Source organism: Polymorphospora sp. A560, from assembly GCF_045781765.1.
In the GTDB taxonomy this organism is placed as follows: Bacteria; Actinomycetota; Actinomycetes; order Mycobacteriales; family Micromonosporaceae; genus Polymorphospora; species Polymorphospora lycopeni.
The window spans coordinates 5,621,301-5,639,868 of record NZ_CP122282.1 but is presented as its reverse complement, the minus strand read 5'-3'; the positions used below and the strand labels follow the sequence as shown (position 1 = coordinate 5,639,868).

16 protein-coding genes and 1 pseudogene are annotated in these 18,568 nt (G+C 74.7%); 8 read left to right on the top strand and 9 right to left on the bottom strand.

All coding sequences use genetic code 11. The features are described from left to right. The first annotated feature begins 4 nt into the window (after nt 1–4). Nucleotides 5–316, top strand: a complete 312-nt coding sequence (locus QCD66_RS25215; protein ID WP_375735954.1) for a hypothetical protein — start codon at nt 5–7, stop codon at nt 314–316. Nucleotides 317–429: 113 nt separating this feature from the next. Then, nucleotides 430–609: a hypothetical protein gene (locus QCD66_RS25210; RefSeq protein ID WP_375735953.1), complete on the top strand. Its 180-nt coding sequence runs from the start codon at nt 430–432 to the stop codon at nt 607–609. 51 nt (nt 610–660) lie between these two features. On the opposite strand, the gene QCD66_RS25205 is transcribed toward QCD66_RS25210, so the two are convergent. The 7 genes from QCD66_RS25205 to QCD66_RS25175 form a co-directional block, all read right to left on the bottom strand. Then, nucleotides 661–993 (bottom strand): helix-turn-helix domain-containing protein, encoded by a 333-nt coding sequence (locus QCD66_RS25205; protein ID WP_375735952.1) that lies wholly within the window; start codon nt 991–993, stop codon nt 661–663. 172 nt (nt 994–1,165) lie between these two features. Further along, nucleotides 1,166–2,083, bottom strand: a complete 918-nt coding sequence (locus QCD66_RS25200) for an NAD-dependent epimerase/dehydratase family protein (RefSeq protein ID WP_375735951.1) — start codon at nt 2,081–2,083, stop codon at nt 1,166–1,168. Next, on the bottom strand, nt 2,080–3,393 hold the full coding sequence (locus QCD66_RS25195) for a cytochrome P450 (RefSeq protein WP_375735950.1): 1,314 nt from the start codon (nt 3,391–3,393) through the stop codon (nt 2,080–2,082). The genes QCD66_RS25200 and QCD66_RS25195 overlap by 4 nt, the downstream gene beginning before the upstream one ends. Then, entirely contained in the window at nt 3,383–4,189 is an 807-nt protein-coding gene (locus QCD66_RS25190) for a glycosyltransferase family 2 protein (RefSeq protein ID WP_375735949.1), read from the bottom strand. The genes QCD66_RS25195 and QCD66_RS25190 overlap by 11 nt, the downstream gene beginning before the upstream one ends. After that, complete coding sequence (locus tag QCD66_RS25185; protein ID WP_407566801.1) at nt 4,186–5,697, bottom strand: class I adenylate-forming enzyme family protein; 1,512 nt, start codon at nt 5,695–5,697, stop codon at nt 4,186–4,188. Before QCD66_RS25185 ends, QCD66_RS25190 begins: the two co-directional genes overlap by 4 nt. Further along, the gene (locus QCD66_RS25180) at nt 5,697–6,500 is read right to left on the bottom strand and encodes a glycosyltransferase family 2 protein (protein ID WP_375736966.1); all 804 of its coding nucleotides are present in this window, start codon (nt 6,498–6,500) and stop codon (nt 5,697–5,699) included. The genes QCD66_RS25185 and QCD66_RS25180 overlap by 1 nt, the downstream gene beginning before the upstream one ends. Continuing rightward, nucleotides 6,497–7,528 (bottom strand): 3-oxoacyl-ACP synthase III family protein, encoded by a 1,032-nt coding sequence (locus tag QCD66_RS25175; RefSeq protein WP_375736965.1) that lies wholly within the window; start codon nt 7,526–7,528, stop codon nt 6,497–6,499. The genes QCD66_RS25180 and QCD66_RS25175 overlap by 4 nt, the downstream gene beginning before the upstream one ends. 120 nt (nt 7,529–7,648) lie before the next feature. On the opposite strand from QCD66_RS25175, the gene QCD66_RS25170 reads away from it, so the two are divergent. From QCD66_RS25170 to yidD, 5 genes are read left to right on the top strand one after another with little or no spacing between them, the layout of a single operon-like run. After that, the gene (locus QCD66_RS25170) at nt 7,649–7,915 is read left to right on the top strand and encodes a DUF6343 family protein (RefSeq protein ID WP_364214225.1); all 267 of its coding nucleotides are present in this window, start codon (nt 7,649–7,651) and stop codon (nt 7,913–7,915) included. A 10-nt stretch (nt 7,916–7,925) separates the two neighbouring features. Next, a complete protein-coding gene (locus QCD66_RS25165; protein WP_375736964.1) occupies nt 7,926–9,341 on the top strand; it encodes an NADP-dependent succinic semialdehyde dehydrogenase in 1,416 nt (471 codons plus the stop codon). A 54-nt stretch (nt 9,342–9,395) separates the two neighbouring features. Continuing rightward, nucleotides 9,396–10,967 carry a Na+/H+ antiporter gene (locus QCD66_RS25160; protein ID WP_375736963.1) on the top strand — a complete coding sequence of 524 codons (1,572 nt, stop codon included), beginning with the start codon at nt 9,396–9,398 and terminating at the stop codon, nt 10,965–10,967. Further along, the gene (locus tag QCD66_RS25155) at nt 10,967–11,224 is read left to right on the top strand and encodes a UBP-type zinc finger domain-containing protein (RefSeq protein ID WP_375736962.1); all 258 of its coding nucleotides are present in this window, start codon (nt 10,967–10,969) and stop codon (nt 11,222–11,224) included. The genes QCD66_RS25160 and QCD66_RS25155 overlap by 1 nt, the downstream gene beginning before the upstream one ends. A 41-nt stretch (nt 11,225–11,265) precedes the next feature. After that, nucleotides 11,266–11,814, top strand: a complete 549-nt coding sequence (yidD, locus tag QCD66_RS25150) for a membrane protein insertion efficiency factor YidD (protein WP_375736961.1) — start codon at nt 11,266–11,268, stop codon at nt 11,812–11,814. Nucleotides 11,815–12,268: 454 nt separating this feature from the next. Here yidD and QCD66_RS25145 read toward each other — a convergent pair whose 3' ends face one another. Continuing rightward, nucleotides 12,269–14,950, bottom strand: coding sequence for a glycoside hydrolase family 9 protein (locus QCD66_RS25145; protein ID WP_407566800.1), 2,682 nt, complete (start codon nt 14,948–14,950; stop codon nt 12,269–12,271). 268 nt (nt 14,951–15,218) lie between these two features. Here QCD66_RS25145 and QCD66_RS25140 point away from each other — a divergent pair, with 268 nt between their 5' ends. Then, entirely contained in the window at nt 15,219–15,941 is a 723-nt protein-coding gene (locus QCD66_RS25140; RefSeq protein WP_364214240.1) for a protein phosphatase 2C domain-containing protein, read from the top strand. A 28-nt stretch (nt 15,942–15,969) separates the two neighbouring features. Here QCD66_RS25140 and hrpB read toward each other — a convergent pair. Next, nucleotides 15,970–18,524 (bottom strand): annotated as a pseudogene (gene hrpB / locus QCD66_RS25135) (ATP-dependent helicase HrpB). Nucleotides 18,525–18,568: the final 44 nt, after the last annotated feature.

Genomic DNA, 18,568 nt, shown 5'->3' with positions numbered 1-18,568 from the left:
CGGGATGCCAACACTGAGCGAACATGTGAATGTCTATACGACGGCAATCGCAGTCCTGGAACATAAAGGATTCTCAATCTGGCACGACAGGGAAAATGATACCTTTTGTGCTCAGCGGGGTGGGTGGGACTTCTGGGCAGACAATCCGATTTCCCTGCTCGGCCTGGCGGCAATATTCGAATACAAGAATCCAAGCGAGTACACAAGCCGTTGGTGGGAGACTGAGGGCAGCATTCGCTACCCGAACGTTCCCGAGGCTGCACCCGAGTACACCCCGGTCTATGGCAGATCCCGACACGAAAGCGAGCGCGAATAGGGGCTGCTCCTTCCTGCGTGGGGCACCGAAAGTGCGACAGTGCCCATGATCTGCATCGATAGGCGCTGGCGGTTCATTGACGTCTACTGCAGCACGGGCACTCTTCCCCTGACATGACCGAGGATGTCCCCGCACCCACGTACTCCGACGGTCTCGCCGAGCTGATGTGGGAAGGTCGGCGGCTGACCGCTGAGCAGATTCGGGAGCTGGTTGCGCTGGGCCACGAGCTGCGTCATCGCTTCGATGCCGAACTTGACGAGGGCGTCCGCTGCCATTGCGGCCGGCCCGAGTAACCCGAGGTACGCGGTCCAGGGGCGGCGGACCGTACGCGGTCGTTCCGTCCGTCAGGCGATGTTGAGGTGGATGTTGCCGATCCGGGCGACGATGTCCAGGTGCCCGCCGAGGCCGGTGATGTAGGCCCGGAGCGTGTCGAGGCTAGTGGCTTTGCCGTTCTCGATCTGACTGATCCGAGCCTGGCTCAGACCGGTGGATTCGGCGAGTTCGGCTTGGGGCAGCCCGAGCTTCTTACGCAGCTCGGCGAGTTGGGAGCCGCTGACCGAGGCGAGCATCTCCTCGCGCATCTGGGCACGGCGAAGTGTGCGTTCCTCCGTGTCCCAAGTGGGATCAGCAGCCCGGGCCTTCGCTTTGACGTCGCGCCAGTTGGATGCCGTGGTCATGGCTGCTCCTCTTTCAAACCTCGCAGGTGCTCCTCGTAGCGGTCGTCGGCGATCGGTACCGCAACCTGGTACCACCTGTTCCATTGTCCGGACTTGTCGCCCCGACAAGGAAGATCGCCTCCCGGTGCGGGTCGAAGGCGAACAGCAACCGGACCTCGGTCGCCCCGGACGCTTATATTTGCTGCCGGCCTCCGATAAAGTCGGCGAACGACCGGGGGGGTGTCCAGCCCTGAGCGAGGGCCCGTTCCGTGTCCAGTACGACGCCGTGGGCGAGCTGGTCGACGGCGTACCGGGTCAGGGTGGGCGGGCCGGTGCCGGGCAGGCGGGCGATCGTCTCTACGACGGCGGCCACCGCCATCGTCAGCGGCACCGGCAGGTGCGCGACCCGTACCGGATGGCCGAGCGCGGCCAGGCCGTCGCGGACCACCACATCCCGCGAGTACGGCGTCGCGTCCGCGATGTTGTACGCCCCGGACGGCCACGACAGCGCGGCCAGGCAGGCGTCGGCCAGGTTCTCCACCGCGGTCAGGCTCAGCCTGACGTCGGGTCCGGGCAGCATGACCCGGCCCCGACGGACCGCCCGGACCAGCCGGGGGAGCAGGTGCGGGTCGCCGGGGCCGTACACCGCCCGGGGGCGGAGCACCACGGCACCCGCGTCGAGCGCCAGGCGTTCCCCCTCGGCCTTGGTACGGCCGTACGGGGTGCGCTGGGCGGCGACCGGGTGGTCCTCGGTGATCGCGTCGACGCGTAGCCGGGGGTCGTAGACGCTGGCACTGCTTACCCACACCACCGGCCGGTCGCCGGCCGCCGCCAGCAGCCGGGCGGTGCCGTCGACGTTTACCGCCCGGTACGCGGCCTCGACCGCCGGTCCACCGCCGGTGTCGCCGACGGCCGCCGCCAGGTGGATGACGGCGTCGGTGCCGGCCAGGTCCGGGTGGTCGCGGGCGGCGTCCCAGTGGACGTGCCGGCCGACCGGGCCGGGGCGTCGGCCGAGGCAGACCACGGTCGCGCCCGCCTCGGCGGCCGCCCGGGCGACCGCCGCACCGCAGAACCCGCTGGCACCGGTGACCGCGATCCGCAGCCCGTTCACCGGGTCGCCCGTACGGTCAGCACGGCCCAGCCGGGCAGCGCGGCCCGGCGGTCGGCGCGGGCCCGGACGACCTTCGGCCGGTACGGGGCCAGGGCGGCGAGGGTGTCGGCGAGCTGGGCGCGGGCGAGTGCGGCACCGGGGCAGGCGTGCGGGCCGGCGCCGAAGACGAGTTGCGCCACCTGTGGCGGGGCCGGGTTGTCGTGGGACGGGTCGGTGCGGTGGGCGTCGACGGCGTGCCGGGCGATCAGGGCGAGCCGGTCACCGGCACGTACGGGGCAGCCGTCGACGGTGCCGGGAGCGGCGGCGACCCGGGGGAGCAGCGGGGTCGGGGCGGTGACACGGAGCAGTTCGGTGACCAGCGTCGGGCGGGTCGCCGTGTCGTCGGCCCAGTGCCACAGGTCGTCGTCGGCGCACCAGGCGGCCGCCCGTGGGATCGCCGCGACCGTGGTGTTGATCGCGGCGACGGCGAGCATGGCGGCCAGGCCGGCGGCACCCTCGCCACCGGCAGCGGTCCCGGTGTCAGCCGTGCGCGCGGGACCATCGCCCGCGACCGGCGGCACGGCACCGGCGGGACACCGCGCGCGGGTGGCGGCGTGGTCGCGTACCAGGTCGGTGAGGGCCTCGGCGGCTAGCCGGGCGGCGCGGGCGCTGCCGGGCCGGCTCGGGCCGGGCATGTGCTGGCCGGCCCCGGTGGCGGCGGCGTGCCGGGCGGCGTCGGCCAGCACCAGCGGGTCGGTGTCCAGGTCGAGCAGGGCGGCGGTGGTCGCCCCGGCGAGTTCGGCGGTGATGTCGACCAGGTCGACGGTGCCGCCGGTGGCCAGCGGCGCGAGCCGGCGTTCGAGCACCGCCGTCCAGACCGGGCGGAGCCGTACGACGCCGGCGCTGCCGAGGTCGTCGGCGAGACTCCGTCGTGCTCCCTTGTGGACGGTGCCTTCCTGGTCGAAGAGGAGCCCGCCCTCGGTCAGCCGGCGGGCGGTGCCGCCGGTGGTTCCCTCGGCGGCCCGGTCCAAGGGGACCCGGGTCAGCGCGTCCAGGTAGGCCCTGGTCCCGTGCACCAGCACGGTCCGCCCGATCCGCCGGACCGGGGCGCGTCTGGTCGCCGCGAGCAGCGTGAACAGGACCGGATGGCTGCGCAGGTAGACGAGCCGGTCCCGGCGCCGCGCCCGGCCGGCCCGGCGGGCGGCCCGAGGCGCACCGGCGCCGTCGACCGAGCCGGACCCGACGTCCCGGCCGGAACCGGCCACGGCGCGCGCGGCCGGCGTACCCACAGAACCGCCGACCCGCGAGGGAACAGCCTGGTCAGCGGACATGGTCACCCTCCGGTTCGGTCGGCTGCCAGCGGCGGTCCCAGTACCAGAGCAGGGTGCGGCGCGGCCCCCACGCCCGCAGCCGGCGCAGGCTGTTCTCCACCACCATGTGCTCCGCCCGCACGATCCGGTCGGGCGGTTGATGATGAACAGGGCGTAGTCGATGCCGACAGCTGCCGGTGTGCCGGCGGGCCCGGTTGAGCAGGTCCAGGTCGTCGGCGCCGTCCCGCAGCGTGATCCGGGGGATGCCGCCGCAGCGCACGTACAGGTCCGCGGTCAGCGCCAGGTTGTGCCCGTGGCAGAGCACGTACGGGGTACGGAAGCCGGCCGCCCGGTGCGTACGCCGGAACCGGCCGTAGACGCCGGCGGCGCGTACGGCGGCCGGGAAGAGCCGCCGCTCGGCGAAGCTGGGCCGCTCGTCGCGGCGCGGCACGCTGCGCCCGCAGACCATCTCGGCCCCACCGTCGAGCAGCGCCTTCGCGGTCGCCACCCAGTCCGGGGCCGGCCGGCAGTCGGCGTCGGTACGCAGAAGCAGCGTCGCCCCGGCCGCGATGGCGTGCCGGCATCCGGTGTCGGCGGCGGTGCCGGCGCCGGGCCGGGGTTCGGTCACCACGTCGACCGGGAACGGGGCGCCGGCCGCGAACCGGCGAACCACGTCACCGGTGCCGTCCGTGGAGTTGTTGTCGACGACGACGAGCGCGAAGTCGGGGTCGGTCTGGGCGGCGAGCGCGGTCAGCGTGCCGCCGATCGCGCCGGCCTCGTCGTACGCCGGCACCACCACCCACAGCCGCCGGCTCACCGCTGCTCCGGGGCGTCGGCGAGGCGGGCGACGGCGAGTGCGGACGCGGCGGCCCGGTCGGGTTTGCGGGACCGGCCGGCGGTCGGTACGGCCGCGAACACCACCCGGTCCGGCCGGGCGGCGCCCATCCCGTCGAGCACCGGGGCGAGCGCCCGGCGCAGCCGGCCGGGGTCGGCGCCGGGTTCGGGTTCGACGACGGCCACCAGCCGCTCGTCGCCGTCGCCGGCCGGCACGCCGACCAGGACGGCGAGGTTGACGCCGGGGACGTGCAGCGCCGGCTCGTACAGGCCGGGATAGATGTTCTCCGCGGCCCGCAGGATCATGTCCTTGCAACGCCCGGCGAGCACGATCCGGCCGCCGGCCCCGGCGGGACCGCCCGCATCGCCGGCGCCGTCCTCGACCCGGCCCACGTCACCGGTCTCCACCCATCTGTGCGGCTCCGCCCCGAGGTAGCGGTCGGCCTGCCCCGGCCCGGACAGCAGCAGTTGCCCACCGTCGTCGACCCGGGTCCGCACACCGGGCAGCGGGGCGCCGACCAGATCGCCGTCGCCGGTGAAGGCCGCCTTCTCGGCCTGCTCGACGGCGGCGGCCGGGAAGAGTTCGGTGAGGGCGTACACGCCCCACGCCTCGCTCGCCCCGGCCCGTTTCACCCGGTCGAGCAGGGCGGCGCTGACCGGCGCCGACCCGGAGTAGAAGCGTCCGGACAGCCGGGGCGCCTGCGCGAGCAGGGCCCGCAGTTGCGGCGGGGTGAGATAGCTGGCCTGCGGTTTCACCTGGACGATCTGCCGGGCCAGCACCTTCGGCGAGCGGGCCGGCAGGGCGACCGGTGCGCCGCTGGCCAGCGACGGCACCAGCACGAAGAACATGCCGCCGAGGACCGGTTCGTCGGCGCGCGGCCGGACCAGGTCGACGACCTGGCGCATGCCGGCGGCGAGGCTGGCCCGGGTGTGCACCACCGCCCGGGGTGCGCTGGTCGTCCCCGACGTGAAGATGACGACGGCGTCGCCGTCGGAGGCGGACCGGTCCGGCGTCGGGCCGCCCCGCCCGCCGAGCGCCGGGGCCGAGAACGGCAGCCGCCGCCCGACCGTGGCCACCGGGGCGATCGTGTCGAGCCGGGGCAGGTCGAGTTGGGCGCGGCGGGCCAGCGGCCGGGCCCAGCCGGCGACCGCCTGCGCGGCCGCGTCGGCCACCACCAGCGCCGGGGCGGCCAGCCGGAGCCGGGCGGTGAGTACGTCGGCGCCGGCCGACGGGTCGAGTACGGCGACCCGCAGCCCGAGCCGGAACGCGGCCAGCATCACCGACAGGGCGCGGGGGCCGGGGCGGACCGCCACCCCGAGCGTGTCGCCCTCGGCGAGCCCACGGTGGTGCAGGGCGGCGGCGTACCGGTCGGCCAGCCCGGCCAGGTCGCCCCGGGTGGCGCGTACCCGGGTGGTGCCGGACCGGCGGGCGGCCAGGACCGCCGGACGGTCCGGGTGGCGGCGCAGCGCGGCGGCGAGTTCGTCGAGCATCAGCGCGGGTCCGGGGTCAGGTCGCCGCTACCCCGGTCGAGATACCAGCGGGCGGAACGGCGCAGGCCGTACGCCCGCAGCCGGCGGGTCGAGTTCGCCACCACCATCCTGCGGCTGCGGGCGATGGCGGGCGTGGTGCGGCGTACCCGGTTGAGGAACGTGCGGTCGGTCGGCGACGGGCGGCGGGGCATGCCGCCGCAGGCCAGGTAGAGGGCGGCGGTGATCGCCATGTTGTTGCCGGCGTGCATCCGGTAGGGCGCCAGGTAGCCGGCCTCGCGGTGGGCCGGCCGCAGCCGGCCGAACGCCGCCGCGATCGCGACCACCATCCGGAACCCGGCCCGGCCGAGCGGCCCGTGCTCGTCGCGGCGGGCGCTGATCCGGCCGCAGACCATGCCGGCGCCGGCGGTAAGCGCGGCCCGGGCGGCGGCCACCCAGCCGGGGGCCGGCAGGCAGTCCGCGTCGGTACGCGCCAGCAGCAGCGCGCCGTGCGTGATCGCGTGCCGGAAGCCGGTGTCGACCGCGCAGCCGACGCCCTTGTCCGGCTCCCTGATCAGCAGCACGGGCACCGGCGCGGTCGCCGCGAACCGGTGTACGACGTCGGCGGTGCCGTCGGTGGAGCCGTTGTCGACGACGAGCAGCGTGAAGTCGAGGTCGGTCTGGGCGGCCAGCGCGTCGAGGGTGCCCCCGATCCGGGTCACCTCGTTGTACGCCGGCACCACGACCCACAGCGGCGTCGCCTCGCTCCGCTCGGCGCCACCGCTGTCCGGGCTGACCCTGCCGGTTCCCTCGCTGCGCTCGGTCACGACTTCTCCCAGACCATCGTCATCACGCTGACGCCGCCGCCGAGGCCGATGAACAGCACCCGGTCGCCGGGGCGCAGGTGCGGGTCGACCCGGGCCAACTGCACGCCCAGCGTGGCGCTGGCCATGTTGCCCAGGCCGGTGACGGTGACCTCGAGCTTCTCCTTCGGCACCCCGGTCACCTCGACGAACCGGTCCAGGTAGGGGCCGGTCACCTGGTGCACCAGCACCTTGGTGTAGTCGGCCCAGTCCAGGCCGGTCCGGTGCCGGACCCGGTCCAGGATCGCCGTACCGATCTTCTCGAAGACGCCGCGCAGGGCGTGCCCGTCGCCGCGGAAGTAGGTGTGTTCGTCGCCGCGCGGGAACCGGGAGCCGCCGCCGTCGATCCCGCCGACCGTCCAGTGCTCGGAGTGCGTCTCCGTGTCGACGTCGAGGATGCCGCCGGAGGCGACCGGTTCGACGACGACGGCGGCCCCGGCGTCACCGAACGTGAAGCCGGCGAACGCGGCACGGGCCTGGGCCAGGTCGGCGAGTTGCCAGCGCATCGACCTGGTCGGGGTCTCGCCGGTGACGACCAGCGCCCGGGTGGCCCGGCCGGCGAGGACGAAGGCGCGCGCGGCGTCGATGCCGTTGACGAAGCTGTTGCAGGCGTTGGTCAGGTCGACGGCGTGCGCCCGGGTGCCGAGTTCGGCCTGCACGATGTGGGCGGTCGCCGGCTCGACGACGTCGCGGGTCGCCGACGCGAAGATCAGCAGGTCGATGTCGGCCGGCTCCAGGTCGGCGGCCGTGAGCGCCTGGCGGCCGGCGCGTACCGCGAGGGCGGAGGCGTACTCGTCGTCGGCGGCGATCCGGCGCTCTTCGATGCCGGTCATCGTGGTGAAGATCCGGTTGGGCAGCGCGAATCCGCTGGCCGTGGCGACCTGTTCTTCGAGGTCGGTGGTGGCGAGCACCCGTTCGGGGAGGCTGGCGCCGACCGCGGTGATGCCGACCCGCGACTGCGCGTGGCTGTGGGGCGGGATGCGATCGATCATCTGGTCAGCTTTCCGATGGGCGGCGGTCCGGTGGATGAGTAGCGGTGCTCATTCTGGCTGGTACCGCCCACCCGGTGACCAGCGAGGTTAGCCGGGACAGGGCTCGGGTAGACCAACCGTATGGCCACGAAAGCCCAGCCCCGGGGGCGTCGGGGCACCCACGACCGGCCGTACACCGCCCTGAACCTGCGGTTGGTGTTGGCCGGTTTCGGTCTGGCGATGAGCGCCGTCCTGGCCCTTCTGGCCGCCCGTTCGGACGTGCCGTGGCTGGCCGTGGTGCTGGCTTTGCTGGCCGTGGTCGCGGCGATCGACCTGGTCGTCGTGCAGCGCCGCCGCCGCGCCCGCCGCCGCGAGGACCCCGGGGGCAACTACTCGCTGTTCGAGTGAGGAGCACGACGTGTCGATCGCCACGACCAATCCGGCCACCGGACAGGTGCTGAAGACCTTCGACCCGATGACGTCCGAGCAGGTCGACGCCGCCATCGGCCGGGCCGCCGCCGCGTTCGACACCCTGCGTCGTACGTCCTTCGGGCAGCGGGCGCGGTGGCTGACCGCCGCCGCCGACCTGCTGGACGCCGAGCGTGACCAGGTCGCCCGGCTGATGACGACCGAGATGGGCAAGACCCTCGCGGCGGCGAAGGCGGAGGTCACCAAGTGCGCCGACGCGGCCCGCTTCTACGCCGCGCACGCCGAGGCGTACCTCGCCGACGAGCCGGCCGACGCCGCCCAGGTCGGGGCGGTGAAGGCGTACGCCCGCTACCGCCCGATCGGCCCGGTACTGGCCGTCATGCCGTGGAACTTCCCGCTCTGGCAGGTCATGCGGTTCGCCGCCCCGGCGCTGATGGCCGGCAACGTCGGCCTGCTCAAACACGCCTCGAACGTGCCGCAGACCGCGCTGTTCCTCGACGAACTCTTCCGCCGGGCCGGCTTCCCGGCCGGCGCGTTCCAGGCCCTGCTGGTCGGCTCGGACGCCGTCGAGCCGATCCTGGGCGACCCGAGGGTCCGCGCCGCGACGCTGACCGGCAGCGAGCCGGCCGGCCGGGCCATCGCCGCCGCCGCCGGCCGGCAGATCAAGAAGACCGTGCTCGAACTCGGCGGCAGCGACCCGTTCGTGGTCATGCCGTCGGCCGACATCGCGCTGGCGGCGCAGGTGGCGACCACCGCCCGCTGCCAGAACAACGGCCAGTCGTGCATCGCCGCCAAGCGGTTCATCGTGCACGCCGACGTCTACGACGCGTTCTGCGACGAGTTCGTCGCCCGGATGTCGGCGCTGAAGGTCGGCGACCCGATGGCCGACGACACCGACGTCGGGCCGCTGGCCACCGACCGGGGCCGCGACACCGTGGAGGAGCAGGTCGCCGACGCGGTCGCCAAGGGCGCCCGGGTGCTGTGCGGCGGCCAGCGTGGCGAGGGCGGCGGCTGGTGGTATCCGCCGACCGTCGTCGCCGACCTGCGCCCGCCGATGCGGATGTGGGCCGAGGAGGTCTTCGGTCCGGTCGCCGGCCTGTTCCGGGTGACGTCGTACGACGAGGCCGTCGAACTGGCCAACGGCACCAGCTACGGGCTGGGCGCCAACGCGTGGACCACCGACGCCGGGGAGCAGGAGCGGTTCGCCGAGGACCTCGACGCCGGCAGCGTCTTCGTCAACGGCATGACCACCTCGTACCCGCAGTTGCCGTTCGGCGGCGTCAAGAACTCCGGGTACGGCCGCGAACTGTCCGCGCACGGCATCCGCGAGTTCTGCAACGTCAAGACGGTGTGGGTCGGCGAGGGGAAGTCGGCCGGAGCCGGCGCGGGCGCACACAGCGAGTGAGGTGGCCCGGCCGACTCGCCTCCACCGGGGCGTTTCGGGCAATACGCTCCACCCATGCACGTGCTCGTCGACGCCGTCGTGCTGCTCGGCACCGCGGTGCTGGGCGCGGCACTGGCCCGCCGGCTCGGCGTGCTCGCACCGATCCTGCTCGTCGTCCTCGGGCTGGCCCTGTCCTTCGTGCCCGGCTTTCCCGACGTACGGCTCGACCCCGAACTCGTCCTCGTCGGCATCCTGCCGCCGCTGCTCTACGTCGCCGCGCTGGAGACCTCGGTGCCGGCGTTCCGCTACAACCTGCGCCCGATCCTGCTGCTCGCCATCGGCCTGGTCGTCGTCACCGCGTTCACCGTCGGGTTCGTGCTGCACGCCCTGCTGCCCGACGTACCGTTCGCGGCCTGCGTGGCGCTCGGCGCGGTCGTCGCGCCGCCCGACGCCGTCGCCGCGACCGCGGTCGCCCGCCGGATCGGGCTGCCCCGGCGGATCGTCACGATCCTGGAGGGCGAAAGCCTGATCAACGACGCCTCCGCGCTGGTGCTGCTGCGGGTCTCGATCGCCGCGATGGCCGGCACCGCCGTCACCGTCGGCGAGATCGCCGTCGAGGTCGCCCGCGGCGCCGGTGGCGGGGTACTGATCGGGGCGGTCGCCGCCGTTCTCATCGGCCGCGTCCACCGGGCGATCAAGGACCCGCTGCTGGACAACGCGCTGTCCCTGCTCACCCCGCTGGGCGTGGCGCTGATCGCCGAACTGTTGCACGCCTCCGGCATCGTCGCCGTCGTCGTCGCCGGGCTGGCCCTCGGCCACAAACTGCCGGTCCTGCTCTCGGCCGCCTCCCGGCTCCAGATGCACGCCTTCTGGCGGCTGGTCAACTTCCTGCTCGAGGGCCTGGTCTTCCTGCTCGTCGGGCTCCAGCTGCGGGAGATCGTCCGGGACATCGACACGGCACCGGTGACCGCCACCGTGGTCACCGGGGCGGTGCTGGCCGCCGTGCTGGCCATCCGGTTCGTCTGGGTCTACCCGGCCACCTACGTGGCCCGGCTGGTGCCCCGGATCCGCCGCCGCGACCCCCGGCCGCCCGCGAAGGTGCCGACCCTGATCGGGTGGGCCGGCATGCGCGGCGTGGTCACCCTGGCCGCCGCCCTCGCCCTGCCGATGAGCCTGGCCGGCGGTGCGCCGTACCCGCGCGGGCTGTTCATCTGGATCGCGTTCACCGTCATCGTGGTGACCGTCGTACTCCAGGGGGCGAGCCTGCCGGTCGTCGCCCGCTGGCTCCGCCTCGAACCCGACGATCCGACGAAGGACGCGCTGGTCGAGGCCGAGGTGCAGAACCATGCCGGCCAGGCCGCCCGGGAACGCCTCGACGCCTGCGCCGACGGCGCCCCGGCGGGCGTCGTCGACCGGCTGCGCGGGCTGGTCGACGAGCGCACCAACACCGCCTGGGAACGTATCGGCGGCGGCGACCGGGAGACCCCGTCGGCGGCGTACCGGCGACTGCGGCAGGAGATGATCGCCGCCGAACGGGACGTCTTCCGGGCCGCCCGCGACGAGGGGCGGATTCCCGAGGAGGTCCTGGTCCGTACCCTGCGCGACCTCGACCTCGAAGAATCCCTGCTGCGCGAGAGGACCCCGTGATGACCTGCGCCCACCTGGCCGAGGCCGGCGCACCGCGGCCGCAGACCACGCAGGGCTGCCAGGACTGCCTGCGCGACGGCAACACCGACTGGGTGCACCTGCGGCTCTGCCTGACCTGCGGGCACGTCGGCTGCTGCGACTCGTCGCCGTACCGGCACGCGACCGCGCACTTCCACGAGTCCGGCCACCCGGTGATCCGCTCGTTCGAGGCCGGCCAGTCGTGGCGCTGGTGCTACACCGACCAGATGCTGGGGTAGCTGCCCGCCGCCCCCTTGTGCCGCTGGCGCATCATGACGCGATGATGCATGTACGACGCCGCGACAACCGGCGGCGGCGCAGGAAGCGCGACTGGCTCGACGGCTGCGACGTCTGTAGCTGCGACTTCCCGTCCTGCAATTTCGGCCTCTTCTCCGGCCTGCTCCTGCTCGGCTCGGCCACCGCCGGTGTCGCCGGCCGGGTCCGGTCGACCCGGACCCGCCGCCCGCCCCTCCCGGCCCGAGCGGGTACGTCCGCGGCGGTGCGGCCGGGCCCGTTGGCGGCGGCGCGCCCGGGTACGTCCGCGGCGGCGCGGCCGGGCCCATCCACCACCGTGCGGACGTCACCGGCTTTCCGATCCGGGATGGTCGACCGGGCCGGCCTCGCCGCCATCCGCGGCTACCGGCGGTGGCTGTCGCACCGGCTGCCGACCCGCTGCCGGTTCACCCCGACGTGCGGCGCGTACGGGCTGGAGGCAGTCGACCGCTTCGGACTCGCGGTGGGCGGCGAACTGGCGGCGGCCCGGGTCCGCCGGTGCCGTTCCGACGTGCCGTACGGCACTCCCGACCCGGTCCCGCCGGCTTACGGCTGACCCGCCTGCGGGCCGCCAGGGCACCTGTGATCATCAGTTGCCCAGCGGTTCGACACGCCGCATGAACGCAGCGGAACAGCTAACGATCACCACACACCGCCACGTCACGAAGGGCGCGGGGGTGGCGGCCGGATCACGCACCATAGGAGCACCTCGCCCCCGCACCGCCCCGCTCCCCGGCCCCCGTGCCGCCCTGCCCCCCGCTCCCGGCGCCGCCCCGCCCCCGCCCCGCCGCGTTGATCAAGGGGATCTTTGGGACCAACCAGGACACGATCCTGGCAACCAGTCCTTGATCAACGCGGCGCCGGCGCGAGCGCGTGCGGGGCGGGTGCCGGGCGCGTGCAGGTGCTGGGTGCGTGCGGGGGCGGGGGCGCGTGTGGGCGGGGCGGCGCGGGGGCGCGGGGGCGGGGCGGCGCGGGGGCGGGTGGGTGGTGTGGCGGGCGGGGTTACGGGGTCAGGTGGTGCAGGGGGTGCCGTTGAGGGTGAACAGGGTGGGGGACGGGTTGGCGAGGGCGGGGGTGGTGGTGGCGTTGAAGCCGAAGGTCACCGTGCCGCCGGGCGGGATGCGGCGGTTGTAGGTCTCGTTGCGGGCGGTGACCGTGGCACCCTGCTGGGTCACCCCGGCCATCCACGCCTCCCGGACCTTCTGCGCGCCGCTGAAGGCGAAGCCGAGGGTCCAGCCGTCGACCGGCGTCGTACCGGTGTTGGTGATGGTGACCTGCGCGGTGAAGCCGCCCCCGCCGTGCCAGATGCCGTAGTTGACGTAGCTGACCCGGCACGTGCTCGGCGCCGGCTGCTCCGCCGCGCCCTGGTCGGCCAGGAACGACGCCATCCAGGCCAGCGCCGAGTTCCAGTTGATGGCGACCTCGTTGGTGGCGTACGAGGCGATGTCGTCGACGTAGCAGAACATCGGCGCGCAGCCGGCCAGCAGCTGTGCCGCGAACGGGTCGTCGAGGCTGGCGTTGGCGCCGCCGGCGATCGATCCGTCCGGCGGGTTCGGTGAGGCCGGGTCGAGCTGGTTGCCGAAGATCCGGCTGTGCTGGTTGCGGGACGCCTGCTCGCCCCAGCCGGTGACGTACGACTGGTTGAGCGCGTTGCGGCCCAGGATGTAGTCGATCGTCTGGACGGCCGCGTCGCGGTATCCGACGTCGCCGGTGAGGTCGTACGCGGTGGCCAGCACGACCCCGTTGTTGAGGATGTTGCCGTTGCCGCCCCAGAAGTAGCTGCCGGCCGCGCCGGGCAGCGGCAGCCCGTACGCCTGGCCGGCCTGGGTGGTGCGGTGGGCGTCGGCGGCGGCGACCACGGAGGCCCGGATCCGGTCCCGCTCGGCGCTGGGAAGTCCACTGGGGACGGTGGCCAGGTCGAGCCGGCCGAGCGCGGCCGTCGAGGGCCAGCTGAAGCCGTTGGCGTCGAACACGTCGCCGGTGTGGTGCGGCGACGCGGTCAGGTCGGCGAGGTAGCCGGCCTCACCGGTGGTCAGGTAGAGCTGTGCCGCCGCCCAGTAGAACTCGTCGCTGACGTCGCCGTCGCTGTAGGCGCCGCCGCCGTTGCCGTCGTTCGGGTCGGCGTAGCGGGTCGGGTTGGCCTTGGCGGCCGCGTACGCCGTCTTCGCCGCGGTCAGCGCGCGGGCCGCGAACGCCGCGTCGTACGGGGCGTAGAGCCGGCCGGCGTGGGCGGCGGTGGCGGCGAGGTTGAGCGTCGCCGCGGTCGACGGCGGGTGCAGCTCGCGCAGTTCGGGGTCGTCTTCGGGGGCCAGCGGCATCCCGGTCCAGTTCCGGTCGTGGATCTTGTGATGGGCCATCCCGGCCAGCGGCTTGCCGGCCGGTACCTGCATGCGCAGCAGGAACTCCAGCTCCCAGCGGGCCTCGTCGAGGATGTCCGGCACGCCGTTGCCGCGCTCGGGCACCCGCAGCGTGCCGTCGCCGAGCGCGGCACCACCGCCGGCGCCGGCCGCCGTCTTGGTCCGCTCGAAGGCGCTCAGCAGCTGGTAGGTGGCCAGGCCGCCGTTGACGACGTACTTGCCGTGGTCGCCGGCGTCGTACCAGCCGCCGCGTACGTCGAGCCGGTAGTCGCAGACGCCGGGCTGGCACGGCACGTCGATGTCGCCGCGGTTCGGGGCGACACCGAGGTGCCCGGCCGGCCGGGCGTACTCGGCGCCGACCAGGTCGCCGTCGATCTCGATGCCGCTGCGCTGGACGTAGAAGAACTGCAGCGCGTCGGAGCGCAGCTGGTCGTAGAGGTCGCCGGTGATGTCGAACGGGTGGCTGGTCTCGCCGTCGGCGGTCAGCCGGTAGCCGGTGCCGGGCGCGGTGTGGCCGGTGAACGTGATGGTGTGCACGTTCTGCGCCGACGCCTGGTCGACGCCGCGCGGGGTGGTGGTGCCCTGCGCGACCACGGTTCCGGCGGCGTCGGCCAGCGTCCACGGCAGGGCCTCGGTGGCGGCGGTGACCAGGGTCGCGTGCTTCGGGCCGCCGGGCAGGTAGCCGACCTGGTTCACCCGCACGCGGGGGCCGGTGTCCGGCTCGTACGGCGGCTCCTCCTCGCCGCCGCGCAGCGACACGTCGTCGAGGCACACCGTGTAGTCGTGCGGGTTGGCGCCGATCTGGAAGGCGACCTGGCCGCGTTCGGTGTCCTCGGTGACGGTGAAGGTGTATTCGAACCGCTGCGGCTGCGCGGTCAGCGCCACGTCACGGACCAGGAACGACGTGTACGGTTCGCCGCCGAGCTGCACGGTCGTCCGTACCGTCGCGCCGGGGTCGGCCGACGCCTCGAAGGACAGCGCGTACGTCTCCCCGGCGATCAGCGGTACGTCGTTCTGCCCGATCCCGCCGTCCCACGGGTTGACCAGTCCGCCGGGGGCGTCGGCGCACAGCCGCCCGTCGACGATCCCGCTCGACGTGGTCCCGTACGTGAACCAGCCGGCGGTGCCGTTGCTGAAGTCGCCGTTCTCGATCTGCTCCGGCGGCTCCTCCTGGGCGGTGCCGGGCGGCGGGCCGGCGGGGTGCGGGGCAGTGGGGCTGGCGCCGGCCGGGGCGGCGGCCACGGTGAGGACGAGCGCGGCGGCGGTGGCGGTGCCGGCGAGGGTCGTGGCGGTGCGCCGGGGGCGGCTTCGGGGACGGTTTCGGGTGCGGGGCACGGCGGTCCTTCCGGTGGCGGGTGGTGCCCGCGACGGCCACCGACGGGCCCGGCCGGCGCTGCGGGCGGCGATAGCTGGGAGCGCTCCCAGCCTCGGTCCGATGTTGCCAGCGCATTTCCGACCTGTCAATCGACGTTACTGGATGTGCGTCCGTCGAGGGGAGAGCGGGATGTTTTGTCCGATTTCACATGTGAGATGTCCTCGATCGACAAGACGCACGGTGATTCACTAGAGACATGGTGGCCCTCCTCCTGGCAGGCTGCCTGCCATGACCCTGAAGCTGCGTTCTGCGGCGGTGAGCGACCGTGGACTGATCCGGAGCGCAAACCAGGACTCCGTCCACGCCGGCCCGTTCCTCGTCACCGTCGCCGACGGGATGGGCGGAATGGCGGCCGGTGACCTCGCCAGCGCGATCGCCATCGCCGCCGTCACGCCGCTGGACGTGCCCACCCCCGACGACGGGCTCGTCGACGCGTTGCGCGGGGCGGTCGAGCTGGCCGGCGAACGGATCCGGGCCGCGGTGGTCGAGGACCCGGGGCGCGAGGGGATGGGCACCACCCTCACCGCGCTGCTGATGTCGGCGACCGGCACCGGCCTGGCCCTCGCGCACGTCGGTGACTCGCGCGCCTACCTGCTGCGCGGCGGGGTCCTGGAGCAGGTGACCAGGGACGACACGTTCGTCCAGATGCTCGTCGACGAGGGCGTGATCACCCCGGAGGAGGCGATGAACCACCCGCGCCGGGCCGTGGTCACCCAGGCCCTCCAGGGTGATCCGGTCGTCCCCGCCTACACCGTCAGCGCCCCCCGGGCCGGCGACCGGTGGCTGCTGTGCAGCGACGGACTGTCCAACGTCGTCCGCGAGGGCACCCTCGCGGAGACCCTGAACGGCTATCCCGACCCGGAGGAGTGCGCCCGCCGCCTCGTCGACCTGGCGCTGCGCGCCGGCGGCCCGGACAACATCACCGTGGTCGTCGCCGACATCGTCGAATGACCCCTCGACCCCGGGGACGGACCGCCGGTCAGCCCCGGCGCGGGCGGGTCCGCCCGGTCGGCTCGGCCGTGGTCGGATCCTCCGGCCACGGGTGGCGCGGATAGCGGCCGCGCAACTCGGCCCGCACCTGCCGGTAGCCGGTGCGCCAGAACGACGCCAGGTCACGGGTCACCGCGACCGGGCGGCCGGCCGGCGACAACAGGTGCAGCAGCACCGGAACCCGGCCGTCGGCCAGCCGGGGCGCGTCGGCCCAGCCGAACGTCTCCTGGAGCTTGACGGCGAGCACCGGTGCGGCCGGATCGGTGTAGTCGACCCGGACCCGTGACCCGCTCGGCACCGCCAGCCGCTCCGGCGCGACCTCGTCCAGCCGGGCCGCCTGCGGCCAGGGCACCAGCCGGCGCAGCGCCGCGACCACGTCGATCCGGGCCAGGTCGGCCCGCCGGACCGCGCCGGCCAGCTCCGGGCCCAGCCAGGCGTCGACCCGGTCGAGCAGCGCCGCGTCGTCGACCGCCGGCCAGGGCTCGCCCAGCGCCAGCCGGCAGAACGCCAGCCGTTCGCGCAGCGCCCGCGCGGCCGGTGTCCAGGTCAGCAGCGTCAGCCCCGCACGCTCCAGCCCGCCGCGCAGCGCCGCGCCGACCGCCGCCGGGTCCGGCCGGGCGATCGGCCGGTCGGCGAGCACGATCGCGCCGAGCCGCTCCACGTCGCGGGCCACCACGTCGCCGTCCACCCAGCCGACCTCCCGCTCCCGGCTCAGTTGGGCCGCGCCGGCCTCCCGGGCGGTCGCCTCGTCGATGGCGGCGGCCAGCCGGATCCGGGCGCCGCCCCGCCCGGGGAGCGGTCGGCCACCGCGACCGCCAGCCACGGCGTCCCGGCCAGGCCCGACCCCGGCGGCAGGTCCGCGGCGGTGCCGCCGGCCATCAGGTACGTCGTGGTGGCGCCCGGCCGCAGCCGGGCCAGCCGTTCCGGGTACGCGAGCCCGACCAGCAGCCCGGCGGCAAGATCGTCGGGTACGGGGCCGGGGCCGCCGCTCGGTCGTGCCGGGCCACCGTCGGCGGATGCGGGGGCCGGGCTGTCGGGGTCCGGTGTGCCGGACCCGAGCGCGGCGGTCAACCGGCGTACCTCGGTGCGCCACCGGGCCGTCGCCGCCTGGTCGGCGCCGGTACGCAGCCGCCGCCAGGCGGTCACCAGGTCGTCGCCGGAGCCGGCCGGACCCTCGTCGGACAGCAGCGCGACGACCTCGGCGGCCCGCCGCGCGCCGATCGTGCCGGCCCCGTCGAGCAGTGCCCGGGCCAGCCGTGGATGCGTACCGGCGGCGGCGATCGAGCGCCCGCGCGGCGTGACCCGGCCGTCGGCGTCGACCGCCCCGAGCGCGGCCAGGGTGGCCGTGGCGACCCGCAGCGCGCCCTCCGGCGGTGGGTCGGGCAGGGCCAGCCCGGTCCCGTCCGGGGCGCCCCAGCAGGCGAGTTGCAGCGCGAACCCGGTGAGGTCGGCGACCGCGACCTCCGGCTCGGCGTGCGCGGGCAGCCGCTCGTGCGTGGCGGCCGGCCAGCAGCGGTAGACCCGGCCGGGCGCCTCCCGACCGGCCCGACCGGCACGCTGGGTCGCCGCCGCCCGCGACGCCGGTACGGTCACCAGCGCCCCGAGCCCCCGCGCGTGGTCGGTACGCGGCACCCGGGCCAGCCCGGCGTCGACGACGACCCGGACCCCGGGAACGGTCAGGCTGCTCTCGGCCACGGCGGTCGCCAGGATCACCCGGCGGCGGGCGGCGGCCCGCAGCGCCGCGTCCTGCTCGCGGCCGGACTGCCGGCCGTGCAGGGCGATCACGTCGACGTCGCCACGCAGGTCGCCGAGCCGGCCGGCGACCGCCGCGATCTCGCCGGTGCCGGGCAGGAAGACGAGCACGTCCCCGGTGTCGTCGCGCAGCGCCACCCGGACGGTGGCGGCCACGTGGTCGAGCAGGCGCGGGTCGACCCGCAGCCCGTGCGGCGGGTCGACCGGGCCGGGCGGTGCCCAGACCACGTCGACCGGGAAGAGTGCCGACTCCGCCACCACCACGGGGGCCGGCCGGTCCGGGCCGAGCACGGCGGACAGCCGCCGGGCGTCGGCGGTCGCGCTGGTCGCCAGCAGCCGCAGGTCGGGCCGCAGCGTGGCGCGTACGTCGACGGTGAACGCGAGCGCCAGGTCGGTGTCCAGATGCCGCTCGTGGCACTCGTCGAGCAGCACGACGTCGGTGCCGGGCAGTTCGGGGTCGCGTTGCAGCCGGCGTACCAGGACGCCGGTGGTGACCACCTCGACCCGGGTGCGCGGGCCGACCCGCCGCTCGCCGCGCACGGTGTAGCCGACGGTGTCGCCGACCTGTTCGCCGAGCAGGTCGGCCATCCGGCGGGCGGCGGCGCGGGCGGCGACCCGGCGCGGTTCGGCGACCACGACCCGGCCGGCACCGGCCAGGGCCAGCGGCACGAGGGTCGTCTTGCCGGTGCCGGGCGGGGCGACCAGCACGGCGCTGCCGGCCCGCTCCAGTGCCCCGGTCACGGCCGGCAGCACCGCGCGGACCGGCAGATCGGGCATCCGGGCGCTCAGCATCCGTTCATTGTCCCGGATGCCGATACGGCCACTTCCCACGCTAT